Raw genomic sequence first — 16,313 nt, 5'->3', positions numbered from 1 at the left:
CCATGGCCAGTGTCTGGGCACGTCACGGCAAGCTGGAGCGGCATTCGCTGCTGCTGCTGATCGCCATCATCATCGTCGTCGCCATCGGCGGCATCGTCGAAATCACCCCGCTCTTCTATCTGGAGAGCACCATCGAGAAGGTGGACGGCATGCGCCCGTACACCCCGCTCGAGCTGGAAGGGCGCGACATCTACATCCGCGAGGGCTGCTACCTGTGCCACTCGCAGATGATCCGCCCCCTGCGCGACGAGGTGGAGCGCTATGGCCACTACAGCCTCGCCGCCGAGAGCATGTACGACCACCCGTTCCAGTGGGGCTCCAAGCGCACCGGGCCGGACCTGGCCCGGGTCGGGGGCAAGTACTCCGACGCCTGGCACCGCGACCACCTGATCAATCCGCGGTCGGTGGTGCCGGAATCGGTGATGCCGCCCTACGCCTTCCTGGCGGACAAGCCGCTCGACTACCGCGACGTCGCCGACAAGATGCGCGCCCTGCGCATCACCGGCGTGCCGTACACCGACGCGCAGATCGCCGCGGCGCAGGACGACCTGCAGAGCCAGGACGACCCCACCCAGAGCCAGCGTTCGCTCAAGAGCCACTACGGCCAGAAGGTCAACGTCCGGAAGTTCGACAGCCAGGCCGGCGGCCCGGTCACCGAGATGGATGCGCTGATCGCTTACCTGCAGATGACCGGGACCCTTGTGGATTTCTCCACCTACAAGGCCGACGCCCCGGCCAACAAGCGGTGACGGCATGACCTACGAAACCGTCTCCCGCATCGCCCAGCAGGGCGGCGCCGTCTACTTCCTGGTGATCTTCGTGATCGCCGTCGCCTACGCCTTCTGGCCCCGCATGCGCGACACCTTCGAGAAGGCCTCCCGCGCGCCCTTCGACGAGGAGCCCCCGCAATGAGCCACGATCCCAAGGACACCCACGTCGACGAAGCCTCGGGCGTCGCCACCACCGGTCACGAGTGGGACGGCATCCGCGAGCTCGACAACCCCCTGCCCCGCTGGTGGCTGTGGATCTTCTACGGCACCATCGCCTTCGCCATCGGCTACTGGGTGCTGATGCCGTCGTGGCCGGGCGTAACCGGCTACACGCCGGGCGTGCTGCACGACTCCGCGCGGGCCCAGGTGGTCAAGGATCTGGCGGCGCTGCAGCAACAGCGCGCCGCGCAGACCGCCCGGCTGCAGAACGCCTCGCTGGAACAGATCGAGAAGGATCCCCAGACCCAGGCCTACGCCCTGGCGGTGGGCCAGTCGATCTTCGGCGACAACTGCGCCACCTGCCACGGCACGGGCGGCACGGGAAGCAAGGGCTATCCCAACCTGCGCGACGACGTCTGGCTGTGGGGCGGTTCGCTGGAGGACATCCAGCGCACCATCACCTACGGCGTGCGCTCGGGCGACGCCCAGGCCCACGACCTGCAGATGCCGGCGTTCGGCCGCGACCAGATCCTGCCGCCCGAGCAGGTCAGCGACCTGACCGAGTATGTGGTCTCGCTGTCGCACCGCCCGGCCGACCCGGCCGCCGTCGCCCGCGCGGCGCCGGTGTTCCAGGCCCAGTGCGCCTCGTGCCACGGTCCGGCCGGCCAGGGCCAGGCCCGCCCCGGCGCGCCGAACCTGACGGACCGGGACTGGCTGTACGGATCCGACCGCGCGTCGATCCACGACCAGATCTGGAACGGCCACGGCGGCGTGATGCCGGCCTGGCGCCACCGCTTCGACGCCAACACCATCAAGGCGCTGGCCGTCTACATCCACGCCAACGCCGCGGGTCAGTAAGCCAAGCCGATGGTCACCGTGATTGACAGGACTGCGTCCAGCACCGCCCACGACCCCGCCTCGGCGGCGGCCGTGGCGCGGGGCAAGGGCGACGCCAAGGGCGGGCTCTACAAGCCGCGTACGCCCATCTATCCGAAGCTGGCGCACGGCCGCTGGCGGACGATCAAGTGGGTGATGCTGGTGCTGACCCTGGGGGTCTACTACGGCGCCCCCTGGATCCGTTGGCACCGTCCCGACGGCCTGCCGCAGCAGGCGATCCTGGTCGATTTCACCGGCCGGCGGTTCTACTTCTTCTTCATCCAGCTGTGGCCGCAGGAGGTGTACTTCATCACCGGCCTGCTGGTCATGGCGGCGCTGGCGCTGTTCCTGACCACCGCCCTGTTCGGCCGCCTGTGGTGCGGCTACGCCTGCCCGCAGACGGTCTGGACCGACCTCTATATCGCGGTCGAGCGGCTGTTCGAGGGCGACCGCAACGCCCGCATGCGCCTCGACGCGGCGCCGATGAGCTTCAACAAGCTGTGGCGCAAGGGCGGCAAGCACCTGGCCTGGCTGGCGATCGCCATGGTCACGGGCGGCGCCTGGGTGCTGTACTTCCATGACGCCCCCAGCCTGCTGAAGACCTTCTGGATCGGCCAGGCGCCGATGACCGCCTATGTCTCGGTCGCGGTGCTCACCTTCACCACCTACGCCCTGGCCGGGCACATGCGCGAGCAGGTCTGCACCTACCTGTGCCCCTGGCCGCGCATCCAGGGCGCCATGCTCGACGACCACTCGCTGCAGGTCACCTACCGCCGCGACCGCGGCGAGCCGCGCGGGCCGCACAAGAAGAACGAGAGCTGGGCGGGCCGGGGCGACTGCGTCGACTGCAACCAGTGCGTGGTGGTCTGCCCGATGGGCATCGACATCCGCGACGGCGGCCAGATCGAATGCATCAACTGCGGCCTGTGCGTCGACGCCTGCGACGAGATCATGCTGCGGCTGGACCGGCCGCGCAGCCTGATCAGCTACGACACCGACGCCGCCGTCGCCGACCGCGTGGCGGGGCGCAAGCCACAGTATCAGTTCGTCCGCGCCAGGACGATCTACTACGCCGTCGCCCTGACCCTGGTCAGCGGCCTGATGGTCTGGGGGTTCATCCACCGCAGCCCGGTGGTGTTCGACGTGCTGCGCGATCGCAACCCGACCTTCGTGCGGTTGCATGACGGCGCCATCCGCGACGGCTACACGCTGAAGATCGCCAACCGCAGCTTCCAGCGCCAGACCTACCAGGTATCGCTGACCGGGCTTCCGAACTACGCCCTGAAGACTCCCGGCGCCGCCCCGCTGACCGGCCCGATCTCCGTCGTGGTCGAGCCGAACCAGGTGGAGTCCGTGCGGCTGTTCGTCACCGTGCCCGCCGCCGCCGTCACCGCCCCCAGCCTGCCTGTCACCTTCCGCCTGAGCGCCGGCCCCACCCGGGCCGACACCCCCTCCGTGTTCCTGTCTGGAGCTGCGAACCCGTCATGAACCCCTCGGCCGCCCGACCCGGCTTCCGCATCAACGGCTGGCACGTGCTGGCGGCCCTGGTGCTGTTCTTCGCCGCCGACATCGCCATCAACACGCTTTTCATCGTGCGCGCCTACAAGACCTTCCCCGGCGAAGTGTCCGTCACGCCGTACGAGGACGGCCTGCTGTACGACGCGGCGCTGAAGCAGAAGACGGCGCAGGACGCCCTGGGCTGGCGCCTCACGGCCGGGGCGCTGGACGGCGAGCGGATCACCGTCACGGCGGCCGACGCCAAGGGGGCGGCGATCGGCGGGCTCACCGTCAGCGGCCTGCTGCAGCGGCCCGCCACCGAGACCGGCAAGCGCACCGTCGCCTTCCGCGAGGTGTCCCCGGGGACCTACGAGGCCCGCGCCGGCGACCTTGGCGGCGCCTGGGACCTGAATCTGACGGCCACGGACGCCAAGGGACACAAGTTCCTGGCCGAGCGGCGTCTGGTGCAACCGTGAGCGCCCTCGGCGTCGTCGCCCCCGGCGGCCGCACGCCCGCCCCCGGCCGCGCCAGCCTGGAGCTGCTGGTCCCCGGCGCCCGCTGCGCCGCCTGCATGTCCAAGATCGAGCGTGGCGTGGCCGCCCTGCCCGGCGTGGCCGAGGCGCGGCTGAACCTGTCGGCGCACAAGCTGAGCGTCACCTTCACCGGCCCGGCGGGCGATCCCACGCGCCTGATCGACGCGCTCGACAAGCTCGGTTACCGCGCCGCCCTCTACGATCCGGCCCGCGCGCGGGAGGCCGAGGACGAGGAAGGCCGCCGTCTGGCGCTGGCGCTGGGCGTCGCCGGCTTCGGCGTCGGCAACGCCATGATGTTCACGGTGCCGGTCTGGGCCGGCCTGTTCGGCCAGGAGCTGGAGCCCGCCACCCGCACGCTGATGTACTGGATGGCGGCGATCGTCGCCACGCCGTGCGCCCTCTACGCCGGCATGACCTTCTTCAAGTCGGCCTGGTCGTCGCTGCGCCGCGGCCGCGCCAACATGGACGTGCCGATCAGCATCGGCGTGATCCTGACCCTGATCGTCAGCTTCAGCGAGACCCTGCGCGGCGGCCGCCACGCCTATTTCGACGCCGCCGTCACCCTGATCTTCCTGCTGCTGATCGGCCGCTGGCTGGACCACAAGCTGCGCAGCAAGGCGCAGGGCGCCGCGCGCGACCTGCTGGCGCTGCAGAGCCCCATCGCCCGGCGCCTGGACGACGCCGGCGCGCCGCGCCCGACGCCGATCGGCGAGATCGTCGTCGGCGATCGGCTGGCGGTGGCCCCCGGCGAGCGCGTGCCCCTGGACGGCGTGGTGCTGAGCGGCGTGTCGACCCTGGACAACGCCCTGATCAGCGGCGAGACCGCGCCCGCGCCCGCGGCGCCGGGAACCGCGGTGCACGGCGGCGCCGTCAACCGCGACGCCCTGCTGGTGGTCGAGGTCAGCGCCCGCGCCGAGGACTCCACCCTGGCGGCGATCGCTCGGATGATGGAGGCCGGGGCCCAGGCCAAGTCGGTCTACGTCCGCCTCGCCGACCGCGCCGCCGCCATCTATGTGCCGGTGGTGCACAGCCTGGCGCTGGCCACCTTCATCGGCGTCTGGGCCCTGGGCCTGGGCGCGCACGAGGCGCTGATGCGCGCGGCCGCCGTGCTGATCGTCACCTGCCCCTGCGCCCTGGGCCTGGCGGTGCCGGCCGTGCAGATCGCCGCCTCGGGGCGGCTGTTCCAGAAGGGCGTGCTGGTGAAGTCGGGCGCGGCCCTGGAGCGGCTGGCCGAGATCGACCACGTCGTGCTCGACAAGACCGGCGTGCTCACCGAAGGCCGGCCGCGGCTGGTCGATGCGCCGCCCGTAGTGGTGGCGCGCGCCGCCTTGCTGGCGCGGGCCTCGCGCCATCCGCTGGCCCGCGCGGTGGCCGCCGAGGCAGGCCTCGGCCTGATCGCCGACCGCTGTGTCGAAACCCCCGGCCAGGGCGTCGAAGGGGTCATCGACGGCCGCACGGCCCGGCTTGGCAGCGCCGCCTTCGTCGGCGTCGCGACCCCGGGTCTGGAGACCGAGCTGTGGTTCGACGCCGGCGACGGGACCAAGGTGCGCCTGGTGTTCGCCGACGCCCTGCGCGCCGACGCCCGGGCGGCCATCGACGCCCTGAAGGCCCGCGGGCTGACCGTCGAGGTGCTGTCCGGCGACGGGCCGGAACCCGTGGCCAGGGCTTGCGCGGCCGCCGGGATCGAAAGCTGGAGCGCCCGCCTGACCCCGCTGGCCAAGTCGGACACGGTCAAGGCGCTGCAGGCGTCCGGCCGCAAGGTGCTGATGGTCGGCGACGGCCTGAACGACGCCGCCGCCCTGGCGCTGGCCCACGCCTCCATGGCCCCTGGCGCGGCCGTGGACGCGGCGCAGAACGCCGCCGACCTGGTGTTCGAAGGCTCCGGCCTGATGGCGGTGGTCGCCGCCGTGGACGTCGCCCGCGCGGCGCGGCGCCGGTCGCTGGAGAACTTCGGCTTCTCGGCCCTGTACAACCTGGTCGCCGCCCCGGCGGCGGTGTTCGGCCTGATCAACCCGTTCGTGGCGGCGATCGCCATGTCGGGCTCGTCGCTGGCGGTGACCCTCAACGCCCTGCGCATGGGCCTGGCGGCGCGCTCCGCGAAGACGCCCGCGCCCGTGAACGCCGGTCCAGCGGCAACGCGCCCAGATCTGGAACTGGCTCGCCCATGAACATCGTCCTGTTTCTCGCCCCGGCCTCGGTGCTGATCGCCCTGGTGGGCCTGGGGGCCTTCTGGTGGACCGTGCGCAGCGGCCAGTACGACGATCCCGCCGGCGACGCGGCGCGGATTCTCAATGACCAGATCGACGACCGGCCGGGTTGATCTGGATCACGGCGCGCCGGGGGGCGATCCGCCAGAAGACCGGTGAAGATTTGCCGGAGTCCCCCATGACCGTCGTCGACCGCACCGCCGCCATGCAGCTGCGTCGCCTGTCCCTGCTGCCGAAATACGACGGCCGCGCGCCGCGCTACACCAGCTACCCGACGGCGGTGCAGTTCACCGGCGAGATCGACGCCGACCGCTATGGCGCCTGGCTGGGCGAGCTGGCGCCGGACGAGGCGGTGTCGATCTATGCGCACATCCCGTTCTGCGCCCGGCTGTGCTGGTTCTGCGGGTGCAACACCCGCGTGGTGACCCGCCAGGATCCGATCCACGAGTATGTGCGGCTGCTGCAGCAGGAGATCGGCATGGTCCGCGAGCGCCTGCCCGGGCGGCTGAGGGCGCGGGAGATCCACCTGGGCGGCGGAACCCCGAACATGCTGTCCCCGGGCGATCTGGAGCTGCTGTTCGGCGCCCTGCGCGACGCCTTCGAGATCATTCCGGGCGCCGAGATCGCCGCCGAGCTGGATCCCCTGCGGCTTACCGACGACTGGATCTCCGCCGCCGCCGCCCAGGGACTCACCCGGGCGAGCCTGGGGGTGCAGGATCTGTCGCCGGACGTGCAGGCGGCCGTCAACCGGCACGAGCCCTTCGGCCTGATCCGCGACGCGGCCCACGCCCTGCGCGCCGCGGGCGTCGGCTCGCTGAACCTCGACCTGATGTACGGCCTGCCGCGCCAGCGCACCGCCGACGTGCTGAATACGCTCGACCAGGTGCTGACCCTGCATCCGGACCGCATCGCCCTGTTCGGCTACGCCCACGTGCCGTGGGTCAAGCCGCACCAGAAGCTGATCAACGACAAGGACCTGCCGGGCGCGGCCGAGCGGCTGGACCAGAGCCAGGCCGCCGCCGACCGGCTGGCGGCCGAGGGCTATGTCGCCATCGGCCTGGACCACTTCGCCCGTCCGGGCGACAGCCTGGCGATCGCGGCCGAGGCGGGCGAGATACGCCGCAACTTCCAGGGCTACACCACCGACGGATGCCAGACCCTGATCGGCTTCGGCGCCTCGGCGATCGGCCACATGCCGCAGGGCTTCGTGCAGAACCAGTCGGCCGAGCTGGCCTGGCGCCAGGCGATCGAGGCCGGCCGCCTGGCCACCGCCCGCGGCGCCGTGGTGACCGAGGAGGACCGCTTCCGCGGGGAGATCATCGAGGAGCTGATGTGCCGCCAGCACGTCGACCTCGAGGCCGTCTGCCGCCGCCACGGCCGCGCCCTCGCCGACCTTGCCGATGAGCTCGCCGCGCTGGAGGGCTTCGTCGAGGACGGGGTGGTGTTCCGGCACGGGCCGCTGGTGACCGTGACCCCGATGGGAGCGCCCTTCCTGCGGTCGGTCTGCGCCGTATTCGACGCCTATCTGGACCGCAGCCTCGTGCGCCACTCTGTGGCCGTCTGAGACGGCGCTCTCCGGACTTTCCCCAGACCCTCGCCGCGACTGGACTGGCTGGCTGGCTGGCTGGCTGGCTGAAGTTACGTGGCCGGGCTTGCCCGGCGACAGCACGCATGGCCCCCCAAATGCAAAGCGCCGCCTCCCGGGGGTTGGGAGGCGGCGCTGCTGCGCGGGAGAGGTTGGGCTCCTGCGCGGGTCCGGAGGCCGGGTGAGGGAGCGGCCGTCCGGCGTTCGGTGTCGATCAATCCTTCTTGGTCGGGGGCGGCGACAGCTGATCACGCAGGGACACGACGCCCAGGACGCCGGCGAAGGTGACAAAGCCGGCGATCACCAAGCCCATGTACAGGGTCTGGACCATGGTCGGCAGCAGCATGGGATTCCTCTCCGTTCTTGCAGGTGACTATTCGCAGAGCCCGGTGAGCGCCTCGCGGTCGGCCAGCCGCACGTGGCGGCAGCTGCTGACGGCGATGAGCTCGAGGCCCTGGAGCTGGGTGAAGGAGCGCGACACGGTCTCGATGGTCAGGCCCAGGTAGTCGGCGATGTCCTGGCGCGACATCGGCAGGTCGAAGGCGTCATGGCCGCCCAGGCGGCGGGCCACGTCCAGCAGGAAGCTGGCCACGCGCTCGGCGGCGCTGCGGTGACCCAGGCGCAGGACGTGCTCCTGGCTGCGCTGCAGGTCGGCGACCGCGGCGCGCCACAGCAGGCGGGCGAATTCCGGAGCGGTGTCGGCATTGTCCAGCAGGGCGGACCGGCGAACGGCCACCAGCTTGGTCGGGCCGAGGGCCTCGGCGCTGGTGCGGTGCACGGCGGAGGGCTCGAAGCCGAAGCAGTCGCCGGCCAGGTGGAACTCGCAGATCTGCCGGCGGCCGTCGGCCAGGATGCGGAAGGTCCGCACCGCGCCGCTCACCACCCGGTAGACGCTGTCCGCCCGCTCACCCTCGCCGAAGACCTCCTCGTCGCGCGAGAAGTTCAGGGTGGGGCCGTTCAGCTCCACCGTCTCGGCGGGCGAAGCGAAGCCGCCGGCCGCCACCCCCCACGGAACCGGGGTCGCGGGGACAAAGCTGTGGGCTGCGGCGTGGGCGGTCATGAGTGGGCTCCGTCTGGCTGACGGTTCATGCCTACCCGGGCCTGCGCGGCTCCGAAATTCGGGAGCAACACCTAAGGGATGTTACGTATCCGGCAAATCATTGCGTTTTTTCAAAGAGTTCGACGTTTTTGCCGAGACCGCGGACGACAGGCCTCAGCTGCGGGCCTCAGCCGCTGCGCGACACCATCACCATGCGCACCAGGTCGGACAGGCTCTTGGCCCCCATCTTGGTCATCACGTGCGCGCGGTAGATCTCGACCGTCCTGGGGCTGATATCCAGGTCGAAGGCGATGACCTTGTTGGCCTTGCCCAGCACCAGGCCGTCCAGCACCTGCGCCTCCCGCTGCGACAGGGAGTTGCGCCGCGCGACAATCTCCGCCCGCTCGGCCACCTGGGCGTCGCTCTCGGCGCCGGTGCGCAGCGCCTGGCGGACGGCGTGCAGGATGGCGTCCTCTTCGAACGGCTTCTCGATGAAGTCGGCGACGCCGGACTTCATGGCCTCCACCGCCAGGGGCACGTCCGCGTGGCCGGTGATGACGATCACCGGCAGGCCCACGCCCTGGGCCTTCAGCCGGCGCACCAGTTCCAGGCCGTCGATCTCCGGCATGCGGATGTCGGTGACGACGCAGCCGCGCGCCGCTTCGGCCACGTCGAGGAAAGCCTGGGCCGAAGGGTAGGTCGTGGCGGGCACGTCCACCGAGCTCAGCAGGAACTGAAGCGAGTCGCGCACGTCGGCGTCGTCGTCGACGATGTGCACCTGCGGCTCAGAGCTCATCAGCCATCCCGGTGTTGTTGGGCAGGGTGAACACGAAGGTGGCGCCGCCCGCTGGGTTGCCCTCCGCCCAGATCGAGCCTCCGTGCGCCTCGACGATCGTCCGACAGATCGACAGCCCCACGCCCATACCATCCTTCTTGGTCGTCAGGAACGGCTCGAAGAGGTGCTCCGCCACATCTGCGCTGATTCCCGGCCCCGTATCCGACACCCGCACCTCGGTCAGGCCTTCGCCGCGCTCCCGCGTCTCGATGGTCAGCTCCCGCCGGCGACTGGTGCGCATGGCGTCGATGGCGTTGCGGATCAGGTTGATCATCACCTGCTGGATCTGCACCCGGTCGGCCAGCACGCTGTCGACGCGGGAGTCGAAGCGCATGACCGTGCGGATGCTCCACTCGTGCGCGCCGACCATGGCCAGGGCGTTGGCCTCCTCGATGATCGCCGCCAGGCTCTCGATGCGCCGCTCGGTCTCGCCGCGGCCCATGAAGTCGCGCAGCCGCCGGATCACGTCGCCGGCCCGCAGGGCCTGTTCCACCGCCTTGTCCAGGCCGTTGCGGATGGCCGCCGCGTCCTCGGGCCGGCCACGCTCGATCATCCGCTGCGAGCCGCGCAGGTAGTTGGCGATCGCCGCCAGCGGCTGGTTGAGCTCGTGCGCCAGGGCCGAGGCCATCTCGCCCATGGCGGTCAGCTTGGAGACCTGCACCAGCTCCGACTGCAGGTGCTGCAGCTTGGCCTCGGTGCGGTCGCGCTCGGTCAGGTCGCGCACGAAGCCGGTGAAGAAGCGCCGGTCGCCGGAACGCATCTCGCCGACGGCGAGCTCCATGGGGAAGCTGGAGCCGTCGCGTTTCTGGCCCACCACCACCCGACCGATGCCGATGATCCGGCGCTCGCCGGTCTGCAGATAGTGGCTGATATAGCGGTCGTGGTCCTCGCGGGTGGGCGAGGGCATCAGGATGGCGACGTTGCGGCCGGCCACCTCCGCAGCGGTCCAGCCGAACAGCCGCTCGGCGGTGGCGCTGAACGACTGGATGCGACCGTATTCGTCGATCACCACCATGGCGTCCGGAACGGTGGCCAGGATCGAGCGCAGGTGCGCCTCGCGCTCGGCGACCACGGCGGTCGAGCGCAGCAGCCCGGCGCGGTTGCGCTGGAACCATTCGCCGCCGATGGCGAGGCCCAGGCCGATCACCATGAACAGGCCGGCCTCCACCGGCGTCGGCGGCTGGCGCCAGACCTCGATCTGGATGGCGACCGCCAAGGCCCCGCTCAGCAGCGTGGCCAGCAGGCCAGGGCCGAAGCCGCCGACGGCCGAGGCGACCAGCGCCGCCGGCACGAACAGCAGGAAGATCGAGCCGGCGGCGAGGTTCTGGTCCAGGATCACCCGCAGCGCCGCGGCGGCCAGCGCGCAGAGCACGGCCGTGGCGTAGCGGACGATCCGACGCGAGACGTTCGGGGTGGCCGAGCCGACCGGGGCCTGGCTCATCTCACCGTTCCAGCCGTCGGCGCCCCCCAGGGTGGCGTCAGAGTCGGTGACCACGCCACCCCACAGCGCCGGAAACCCAGGCCGGCGAAGCGGCGCGCGCCTGCGCCCGCGCGGGTGACCACATGCCCATGGCGACCGACAGCACGCCGATGGCGGTCAGCGCCAGTCCGGAGGCGCCGAAGCCCGACACCGCCAGGCCTGCGCCGCGCACGACCCGCTCCACGGCGCGCGCACGACCGCTGGTGTGCGAAACCACGACAGGGGTGGGGGGCGACGGCATGACAGGTCCTCCCTGGCCTGCGGCGGGCCGCGCCGCAAGGTGTTGAACGCGAACCCTGCCCCGGCCGGAGCGGTCGCGCCTTGATTCACGTCAATTCCGTGCGCAAGGCAAAGTTCCCTGCCCGCCACGCAAGATCGAATTCGATCAGGCGACGGGACTTCAGGAGCCGCTCCAGCGGCGCACCCGCCCGACGTCCACATGGACGAAATCCGAGGACGGGTAGTAGCCGACCCCGCCCGCGCCGAGGCTGAGCGCCGCATCGTGCAGATGGGTCAGCTCGACGCCCGGCACGCGGATATCGATCGCCTCGCCGAGCATGTGCAGGCTGCCGGTCGCCACCTCGCCGCTGCGGGCGTGCAGGGCGGCATTGGTCGTCGGTGAGCGGTAGCCGGAGATCACCTGGAAGCGTTGGCCGGTCTCCAGGCGAGCGGACAGCGTGTTGAGCAGGTCCAGCAGCCTGGGGCTGATCACATGCTCGTCGCCGGTGCGGAAGTCGCGCAGCACCCGGTTCACCGCCGCCAGGGCGTCCGGCACATAGGCGCCGTCCTCCCAGTACGCCACGTCCAGGGCCTCGTCGGTGTGCAGGTTGTGGAAGCCCAGCTTGCGGACGCCGGTGGAGGCCTGGGCCAGCCGCGGGGCCGCCGCCGACACGGCGACCATGGAGGCTGCGCCAAGCATGCGTCGCCGCGACCAGTCCATGCGCATCCCCGTCAGCTGCCAGGGCGGTATCCTAGCGCGGCTGCGGCGAACTGGCCACTGCGGCGCCCGGTCCCAGCAGCGCTGCGGCCAGTTGCGCGTCCCAGCCGTAAACGTCGGGCCGCGCCTGCAGTCGGCCCGAGGCGTCGGCCGCCGCCGTGCGGTAGACCACGAACACCGGCGTATGGACCGCCAGCGCGACGCGGCGCGTGGCCTTGGCGGCGATGGCCGCATCGATGTCCGCCCGGCTCCAGCCCTGCGCCGCCAGCAGCGCCGCGGCGAGCTCGCGCGGCGCTTCCAGGCGAATGCAGCCGTGGCTGAAGGTGCGTTGCGGCCGGGCGAACAGGGCGCGCGCGGGGGTATCGTGCAGATAGACGCCGAACGGCGAGGGCATGTCGATCTTCACCGCGCCCAGCGACGACCGCGGCCCGGGCGCCTGCACCAGCTGGCCGCGGATCACGCTGAACCCGTTGCGCGCGAGATAGCCCGGCGTGCGGCGCTCATGCGGATACAGCTCCTTCGCCGCGATCGAGCCGGGGACCACCCAAGGCGGATTGAACACCACCCCGTCGGTGGCCGAGGCGAAGCTGGGCGTGCGCCGGTCGGCCCGGCCCACGACCACCTTCATGGCCAGGGCGGGCCTGCCGGCCTGGAACAGGGTCAGGGTCTGGCTGGCGATGTCCACCTCGATGCGCGCCGGCGGCGGACTGGCCGGCATCCAGCGCTCGCGCTCGAGGTTGAGGTCGATGGTCTGCAGCCGCGCGGCGGCGGGCGCGTCGAGGGCGGCCTGGGTGGCGCCGTCGAGCGCGCCGGTCTGCGGCAGGGCATGGTTGGCCTGAAAGCTCGCCAGGGCCGCGGCGAGTCCGGGGTCGAGCAGGTTGGGATCGGGGGCGACCGGCGCGGTGAAACCGGGCGCAGGCCTTGCGGGGGCGGCCGGGGGGGCCGCCGGGGGGGCCGTGGTCGCGGCCGGGGCCTCGGGCGGCGCAGCGTCGTAGCCTTCCGCCGCCAGCCGCGCGCGCAGCAACGGAACACGAGGGTCCTTGCCGCCGGGCGGCGTAGTCGGCCCCGGACCGACGGCCGCCCAGCCGCCGGCCGCGACGATGGCGACATAGCGGGTGCGCAGCGCCGCCAGAGACAGATAGGCCGGGCCGCTCGGCCGCAGCTGACCGGCCCACGCGGCGATCCGGCCACCGCCGAGAGCGGCGGCCACGTCGGCGGCCGCGTCGTAGGGCGCCTTCAGCGCCCACTCGCGGTTCACCGCGGCGGGGCGGGCCAGGCGGCCGTGCGACAAGGCGGCCAGGTCGGTCGCGCCGGCGACCAGCGAGGCCTCCCCGAGACTGCTCTGGGTGGGATCCGGCGAGACGGCGTCCCGGGCCGCGGTGGCCAGATCCGGGGCCGGCAACCCGTCCGCGCTCGCAGCGCGAGCGGCGGCGACCAGGGCCGCGACGTCATCCGGGGTGAAGGCGGCCGCGGCGCAGGACGCGCCGCCGACGGCCACGACCGCGATCACCGTCGCGGCGAAAGCCAGCACACGCACGGCGGTGGTCAGGCGGCGTGGGACAGGTGGTCGGGGATCATCGGCACGCCGAACGCGCGCCAGACGGCCGGCAGCCGGAAGGCGGCGCGCGACGCCTCGGTCAGAGACCCGAAGCTGGTCGCCCGGGCGCTGTCGTCCTCCCAGACGACGCCCCCGGACGGCTCCAGGCGCAGGTATTTCTCGTGCGCGCCGCCGCCCTCGAAGCGGGCGACGATGGCAGGATGAGGCGCTTTCGGCTGTTGCTGGAGCATGGTGGCGTTCCCTTTCGCTGACCCGATGCTGGCCCCGCCAGCCGCCGCGATCCATTCGGGACCATCCCCTAAGCAATAGCCCTTAGCGCTGGCCGCCTGCGGACCCCGGGCCAGGAGATCGAGGGCCAGGAGATCGAGGGCGAAGTCGAGGCCGGCGGAGCGCCGGGAGCGCGGCCAGGGACTTGCGCCACGTCAAGGCGGCGCGCCACCGCGCGCGCCACCCTCGGGCCATCATGCCGGAGGTTTCATCGTGACCCTTAGCCCCTTCCCCGACGACGCGCTGACGCTGGCCGACGATCGTGGATTTCACCACTTCCTGGGGCGGGTCTATCTGCAGATCGCCGGCGGACTTGGACTGTCGGCGGCGATCGCCGCGGCAGTGGCCGGCGTTCCGCAGATCCAGGCGCTGTTCCTGCAGCATCTGGACGGTTCCGCGCTGGGCTTCACGGCGCTGGGGCTGGTGGCGGTGTTCGCCCCCTTGGGGCTGATGCTCATCGCCAGCCTGGGCGGCGGGCGCAACAGTCGCGCCGGCTCGTCCGCGCTCTACTGGTCGGTCTGCGCCACCCTGGGCGTCTCGCTCAGCATCCTGCTGATGGGCTACACCGACCAGTCGCTGACGTCGGCCTTCCTGACCGCGGCGGCGGCCTTCTGCGCCATGACCGTCTGGGGATTGACGACCCGGCGCGACCTGGTGGGCTGGTCGGGCTTCCTGACCCTCGCCCTGGCGGGCCTGCTGGTCGGCTGGCTGCTGGAGAGCTTCTTCCCCAACGCCGGCGGAAGCCTGTTGCTGGACAGCGTCGGCGTGATCGTGTTCGGCCTGCTGGTGGCGGTGGACAGCCAGCGGCTGCGCCGGATCTACCGGATGACGACAGCGGGCGAAGATCGGGCGACGGCGGTGAACCTGGCCGCGCTGTCCCTCTATCTGAACGTGCTGAACCTGTTCGAACTGCTGCTGTCCCTGACGGGCCGGCGCCGGCGCTGAGGCCATACGAGGCCGGATGAGACTATCCGACCTCGCGGGCGACCGCCCAGGCTCAACGCCACTCCAGCGCGCCCAGCAGCAGCTTGACGTGCCCTTCGCCCCAGGCGGGCAGCAGCAGGCGCTGGTAGGACCGCTCGGGGCCCTCGGCAGTGTGCACATAGACGGTGGGCGCCGCGGCCTCGACGGTGGCCTCCGCCTGGGCTCGCAGGAACTCCAGGGGGCTCGGCAGGGCGACCTCATCGATGAAGCGGTCCATCAGGTCGGCCTCGATCGCGGGCGCGTGCGGCGTATGCGCCAGGTCCATGCGGAAGCGCTCGGGCTTCTCGAACACGCCCAGCACGAAGCTGTCGCTGACCAGGGCGTTCACCGCGGCCATGTCGAGGTCGTCGGCGAAGGGCGTTTCGGCGCCGCCGCGCAGCAGGCCCCGCCAGTAGCTCGCCAGGCTGTCCAGGCGAGGGGGCAGGGGTGCGGTCACGGCGAACGGCGTGTGGCGTTGTAGCATTGTAGGCCTCCAGTCCATGCCGCGCAGCCTAGAATGTCCATGTCGGCTGGCCTTGATTCACCTCAAGGCCGCAAGCCGGGCCGCAGCGCCAGATGCCGGCCACCGTTCCCTGGTCTAGGATTGCCGTCATGTTCGCCATGTGCCTGGACGCCCCGGGGCAAGCCCTGCGAGGCGAGGAGCGGCCCGACCCCACGCCTGGACGGGGCGAGATCCTGCTGCGGATCTGCGCCTGCGGCGTCTGCCGCACCGACCTGCATGTGGTCGACGGCGACCTGGCCCAGCGGCGCAGCCCGATCGTGCCGGGGCACGAGGTGGTCGGCCGGGTGCTGGCCATCGGCGAGGGCGTCGAAGGCGTGGCGCTGGGCGACCGGCTGGGCGTCCCCTGGCTGGGGCGCACCTGCGGGACCTGCGCCTACTGCCGCGAGGGGCGCGAGAACCTGTGCGATGCGCCGCAGTTCACCGGCTGGACCCGCGACGGCGGCTACGCCGACCGGATGGTCGCGGACGCCCGCTACGCCTTCCCGATCCCGGACGCCTACGACGACCTGGAGGCCGCGCCGCTGCTGTGCGCCGGGCTGATCGGCTATCGCTCGTGGCGGATGGCCTGCGAGGGGCCGCCGGTGCGCCGGCTCGGCCTGTACGGCTTCGGCGCCGCCGCCCACCTGCTGGCCCAGCTGGCCCGCCACGAGGGCCAGGCGGTGTACGCCTTCACCCGACGCGGCGACGATGGCGCCCAGCAGCTGGCCGCCGAGCTGGGCTGCGCCTGGGCCGGTCCGTCGGACGAGGCCCCGCCCGAGCCCCTGGATGCGGCGATCATCTTCGCCCCCGCCGGCGAACTCGTGCCGACCGCGCTGAAGGCCGTGCGAAAGGGTGGGATCGTGGTCTGCGGCGGCATCCACATGAGCGACATTCCCGCCATGCCCTACAGCCTGCTGTGGGAGGAACGCCGGCTGGTCTCCGTGGCCAACCTGACCCGCCGCGACGCCGCCGAGTATCTGCCCAGGGCCGCCGCCGCCGGCGTGCGCGCCACCGTCACCCGTTATCCGCTGCGCCAGGCCAACCAGGCGCTGGAGGACCTGCGCCGCGGGGCGTTCAGCGGCGCGGCGGTGCTGACGCCCTGATC

Annotated in this window: 19 protein-coding genes; 10 read left to right on the top strand and 9 right to left on the bottom strand. The window is 71.9% G+C overall.

What is annotated here, in order from left to right:
• Positions 1 to 2 precede the first annotated feature (2 nt).
• The 8 genes from ccoO to hemN all read left to right on the top strand — a co-directional run bounded on the left by ccoO (position 3) and on the right by hemN (position 7,606).
• The gene (gene ccoO / locus ACO2Q3_RS25460) at positions 3 to 749 is read left to right on the top strand and encodes a cytochrome-c oxidase, cbb3-type subunit II (RefSeq protein WP_423311861.1); all 747 of its coding nucleotides are present in this window, start codon (positions 3 to 5) and stop codon (positions 747 to 749) included.
• Positions 750 to 753: 4 nt separating this feature from the next.
• Entirely contained in the window at positions 754 to 912 is a 159-nt protein-coding gene (locus ACO2Q3_RS25455; RefSeq protein ID WP_423311859.1) for a cbb3-type cytochrome c oxidase subunit 3, read from the top strand.
• The gene (gene ccoP, locus ACO2Q3_RS25450) at positions 909 to 1,787 is read left to right on the top strand and encodes a cytochrome-c oxidase, cbb3-type subunit III (RefSeq protein WP_423311857.1); all 879 of its coding nucleotides are present in this window, start codon (positions 909 to 911) and stop codon (positions 1,785 to 1,787) included. Before ACO2Q3_RS25455 ends, ccoP begins: the two co-directional genes overlap by 4 nt.
• Positions 1,788 to 1,796: 9 nt before the next feature.
• Positions 1,797 to 3,293 (top strand): cytochrome c oxidase accessory protein CcoG, encoded by a 1,497-nt coding sequence (gene ccoG / locus ACO2Q3_RS25445; RefSeq protein ID WP_423311855.1) that lies wholly within the window; start codon positions 1,797 to 1,799, stop codon positions 3,291 to 3,293.
• A complete protein-coding gene (locus tag ACO2Q3_RS25440) occupies positions 3,290 to 3,778 on the top strand; it encodes a FixH family protein (RefSeq protein ID WP_423311853.1) in 489 nt (162 codons plus the stop codon). Before ccoG ends, ACO2Q3_RS25440 begins: the two co-directional genes overlap by 4 nt.
• A complete protein-coding gene (locus tag ACO2Q3_RS25435) occupies positions 3,775 to 6,003 on the top strand; it encodes a heavy metal translocating P-type ATPase (RefSeq protein ID WP_423311851.1) in 2,229 nt (742 codons plus the stop codon). The genes ACO2Q3_RS25440 and ACO2Q3_RS25435 overlap by 4 nt, the downstream gene beginning before the upstream one ends.
• Entirely contained in the window at positions 6,000 to 6,155 is a 156-nt protein-coding gene (gene ccoS, locus ACO2Q3_RS25430; protein ID WP_423311849.1) for a cbb3-type cytochrome oxidase assembly protein CcoS, read from the top strand. The genes ACO2Q3_RS25435 and ccoS overlap by 4 nt, the downstream gene beginning before the upstream one ends.
• 65 nt (positions 6,156 to 6,220) lie before the next feature.
• Positions 6,221 to 7,606: an oxygen-independent coproporphyrinogen III oxidase gene (gene hemN, locus ACO2Q3_RS25425; RefSeq protein ID WP_423311848.1), complete on the top strand. Its 1,386-nt coding sequence runs from the start codon at positions 6,221 to 6,223 to the stop codon at positions 7,604 to 7,606.
• A 235-nt stretch (positions 7,607 to 7,841) separates the two neighbouring features.
• Here hemN and ACO2Q3_RS25420 read toward each other — a convergent pair whose 3' ends face one another.
• The 8 genes from ACO2Q3_RS25420 to ACO2Q3_RS25385 form a co-directional block, all read right to left on the bottom strand.
• Positions 7,842 to 7,973, bottom strand: coding sequence for a hypothetical protein (locus ACO2Q3_RS25420; protein WP_423311847.1), 132 nt, complete (start codon positions 7,971 to 7,973; stop codon positions 7,842 to 7,844).
• A 27-nt stretch (positions 7,974 to 8,000) separates the two neighbouring features.
• Positions 8,001 to 8,687, bottom strand: a complete 687-nt coding sequence (locus ACO2Q3_RS25415) for a helix-turn-helix domain-containing protein (RefSeq protein WP_423311845.1) — start codon at positions 8,685 to 8,687, stop codon at positions 8,001 to 8,003.
• Positions 8,688 to 8,853: 166 nt separating this feature from the next.
• On the bottom strand, positions 8,854 to 9,462 hold the full coding sequence (gene fixJ, locus ACO2Q3_RS25410; RefSeq protein ID WP_423311843.1) for a response regulator FixJ: 609 nt from the start codon (positions 9,460 to 9,462) through the stop codon (positions 8,854 to 8,856).
• A complete protein-coding gene (locus ACO2Q3_RS25405; RefSeq protein WP_423311841.1) occupies positions 9,452 to 10,996 on the bottom strand; it encodes a PAS domain S-box protein in 1,545 nt (514 codons plus the stop codon). Before ACO2Q3_RS25405 ends, fixJ begins: the two co-directional genes overlap by 11 nt.
• Entirely contained in the window at positions 10,980 to 11,153 is a 174-nt protein-coding gene (locus ACO2Q3_RS25400; RefSeq protein WP_423311839.1) for a hypothetical protein, read from the bottom strand. Before ACO2Q3_RS25400 ends, ACO2Q3_RS25405 begins: the two co-directional genes overlap by 17 nt.
• A 228-nt stretch (positions 11,154 to 11,381) precedes the next feature.
• A complete protein-coding gene (locus ACO2Q3_RS25395; RefSeq protein ID WP_423311837.1) occupies positions 11,382 to 11,921 on the bottom strand; it encodes a DUF882 domain-containing protein in 540 nt (179 codons plus the stop codon).
• 31 nt (positions 11,922 to 11,952) lie between these two features.
• Positions 11,953 to 13,455 (bottom strand): L,D-transpeptidase family protein, encoded by a 1,503-nt coding sequence (locus ACO2Q3_RS25390; protein WP_423311835.1) that lies wholly within the window; start codon positions 13,453 to 13,455, stop codon positions 11,953 to 11,955.
• Between the two features lie 8 nt (positions 13,456 to 13,463).
• A complete protein-coding gene (locus ACO2Q3_RS25385; RefSeq protein WP_423311833.1) occupies positions 13,464 to 13,706 on the bottom strand; it encodes a hypothetical protein in 243 nt (80 codons plus the stop codon).
• Between the two features lie 250 nt (positions 13,707 to 13,956).
• On the opposite strand from ACO2Q3_RS25385, the gene ACO2Q3_RS25380 reads away from it, so the two are divergent.
• Positions 13,957 to 14,688 (top strand): Bax inhibitor-1/YccA family protein, encoded by a 732-nt coding sequence (locus ACO2Q3_RS25380; RefSeq protein ID WP_423311831.1) that lies wholly within the window; start codon positions 13,957 to 13,959, stop codon positions 14,686 to 14,688.
• A gap of 52 nt (positions 14,689 to 14,740) precedes the next feature.
• Here ACO2Q3_RS25380 and ACO2Q3_RS25375 read toward each other — a convergent pair whose 3' ends face one another.
• On the bottom strand, positions 14,741 to 15,190 hold the full coding sequence (locus ACO2Q3_RS25375; RefSeq protein ID WP_423311829.1) for a hypothetical protein: 450 nt from the start codon (positions 15,188 to 15,190) through the stop codon (positions 14,741 to 14,743).
• Between the two features lie 128 nt (positions 15,191 to 15,318).
• Here ACO2Q3_RS25375 and ACO2Q3_RS25370 point away from each other — a divergent pair, with 128 nt between their 5' ends.
• Positions 15,319 to 16,311: a zinc-dependent alcohol dehydrogenase family protein gene (locus tag ACO2Q3_RS25370; protein WP_423311828.1), complete on the top strand. Its 993-nt coding sequence runs from the start codon at positions 15,319 to 15,321 to the stop codon at positions 16,309 to 16,311.
• Positions 16,312 to 16,313: the final 2 nt, after the last annotated feature.

It is taken from the genome of Caulobacter sp. KR2-114, from assembly GCF_049446115.1.
GTDB lineage: Bacteria > Pseudomonadota > Alphaproteobacteria > Caulobacterales > Caulobacteraceae > Acaudatibacter.
The sequence above is the reverse complement of the archived record's forward strand: the minus strand, read 5'-3'. Positions and strand labels throughout refer to the sequence as shown.

Bases quoted from the DNA above. Each gene is read 5' to 3' on its own strand.
- ccoO (WP_423311861.1), top strand. From the start codon at position 3: ATGGCCAGTGTCTGGGCACGTCACGGCAAGCTGGAGCGGCATTCGCTG.
- ACO2Q3_RS25370 (WP_423311828.1), top strand. From the start codon at position 15,319: ATGTTCGCCATGTGCCTGGACGCCCCGGGGCAAGCCCTGCGAGGCGAG.
- ccoS (WP_423311849.1), top strand. From the start codon at position 6,000: ATGAACATCGTCCTGTTTCTCGCCCCGGCCTCGGTGCTGATCGCCCTG.
- fixJ (WP_423311843.1), bottom strand. From the start codon at position 9,462: ATGAGCTCTGAGCCGCAGGTGCACATCGTCGACGACGACGCCGACGTG.
- ACO2Q3_RS25385 (WP_423311833.1), bottom strand. From the start codon at position 13,706: ATGCTCCAGCAACAGCCGAAAGCGCCTCATCCTGCCATCGTCGCCCGC.
- ACO2Q3_RS25375 (WP_423311829.1), bottom strand. From the start codon at position 15,190: ATGCTACAACGCCACACGCCGTTCGCCGTGACCGCACCCCTGCCCCCT.
- hemN (WP_423311848.1), top strand. From the start codon at position 6,221: ATGACCGTCGTCGACCGCACCGCCGCCATGCAGCTGCGTCGCCTGTCC.
- ACO2Q3_RS25455 (WP_423311859.1), top strand. From the start codon at position 754: ATGACCTACGAAACCGTCTCCCGCATCGCCCAGCAGGGCGGCGCCGTC.
- ACO2Q3_RS25415 (WP_423311845.1), bottom strand. From the start codon at position 8,687: ATGACCGCCCACGCCGCAGCCCACAGCTTTGTCCCCGCGACCCCGGTT.
- ACO2Q3_RS25420 (WP_423311847.1), bottom strand. From the start codon at position 7,973: ATGCTGCTGCCGACCATGGTCCAGACCCTGTACATGGGCTTGGTGATC.
- ccoG (WP_423311855.1), top strand. From the start codon at position 1,797: ATGGTCACCGTGATTGACAGGACTGCGTCCAGCACCGCCCACGACCCC.
- ccoP (WP_423311857.1), top strand. From the start codon at position 909: ATGAGCCACGATCCCAAGGACACCCACGTCGACGAAGCCTCGGGCGTC.
- ACO2Q3_RS25440 (WP_423311853.1), top strand. From the start codon at position 3,290: ATGAACCCCTCGGCCGCCCGACCCGGCTTCCGCATCAACGGCTGGCAC.
- ACO2Q3_RS25395 (WP_423311837.1), bottom strand. From the start codon at position 11,921: ATGGACTGGTCGCGGCGACGCATGCTTGGCGCAGCCTCCATGGTCGCC.